At 70.0% G+C, this 809-nt stretch carries 1 protein-coding gene and 1 pseudogene; both read left to right on the top strand.

Features of this window, described 5'->3' with window-relative positions:
- Positions 1–37: 37 nt before the first annotated feature.
- Positions 38–145 (top strand): annotated as a pseudogene (locus OO47_RS38340) (ABC transporter substrate-binding protein); the annotation flags it as partial.
- A gap of 121 nt (positions 146–266) precedes the next feature.
- Positions 267–809 (top strand): FecCD family ABC transporter permease (locus tag OO47_RS33005; protein WP_234323396.1); only part of this gene is annotated, 543 nt, incomplete at its 3' end.

The following is an 809-nucleotide window of genomic DNA, read 5'->3' as shown; positions in this document are numbered from 1 at the left end:
GAACATCTTCGCCGACGCCAAGACGAAGTGGGCCGAGGTGAGTTGGGACGAGGTCGCCGCGCGGAACCCCGATGTCATCATCCTGGCCGACCTGACCCGGGGCGAACCGAACGACACCGCCAAGGAGAAGATCGCGCTTCTCAAGAAGGACCCGCTCACCAGCAAGCTCGCCGCGGTGAAGGGCGACAAGTTCATCACCATCCCCGGCAGCCACATGGATCGTCACCGCGTCGCTGTTCGGCAGCGCGAACATCCGGCCCCTGGACGTGGTCTCCACGATCCTCCGGCACATCGGTCTGGGCGGCATCGCCCCCACCCCACCCCTGCCGGGCCTGCTCGACGCCCTGATCTGGGAGTCCCGCTTCCCCCGGGTGCTGCTGGCCGTGGCCATCGGCATGGCCCTCGCGGTCTCGGGCGCGGTCCTGCAGGCGGTCACCAGGAACCCCCTCGCCGACCCCTACCTCCTCGGAGTCTCCTCCGGTGCCTCCACCGGCGCCGTCGCCGTGCTCCTGCTGGGCATCGGCGGAAGCGTCTCCCTGTCGACCGGAGCCTTCGCCGGCGGACTGGTCTCCTTCGGCCTGCTGCTGCTCCTACTCGGCGGAGGGCGCGTCGCCAGCCCCTCCCGCGTGGTGCTGACCGGCGTGCTCGTGTCCCAGTTCTTCGCCGGAGTCACCTCCGTCATCCTCATGGTCAACGGGGACGCCAACTCGACCCGCGGCTTCACCTACTGGCTGCTCGGCACCCTCGGCGGCGCCCGGTGGGAGGGGGTGACCGTCACCGTCCTGATCATCCTGGCCGGGGTCGTCGCC

Source organism: Streptomyces bikiniensis (assembly GCF_000716625.1).
GTDB classification, from domain to species: Bacteria; Actinomycetota; Actinomycetes; order Streptomycetales; family Streptomycetaceae; genus Streptomyces; species Streptomyces bikiniensis.
Note: the sequence above shows the minus strand (reverse complement) of the source record. Positions and strands in the feature narration are given on the sequence as shown.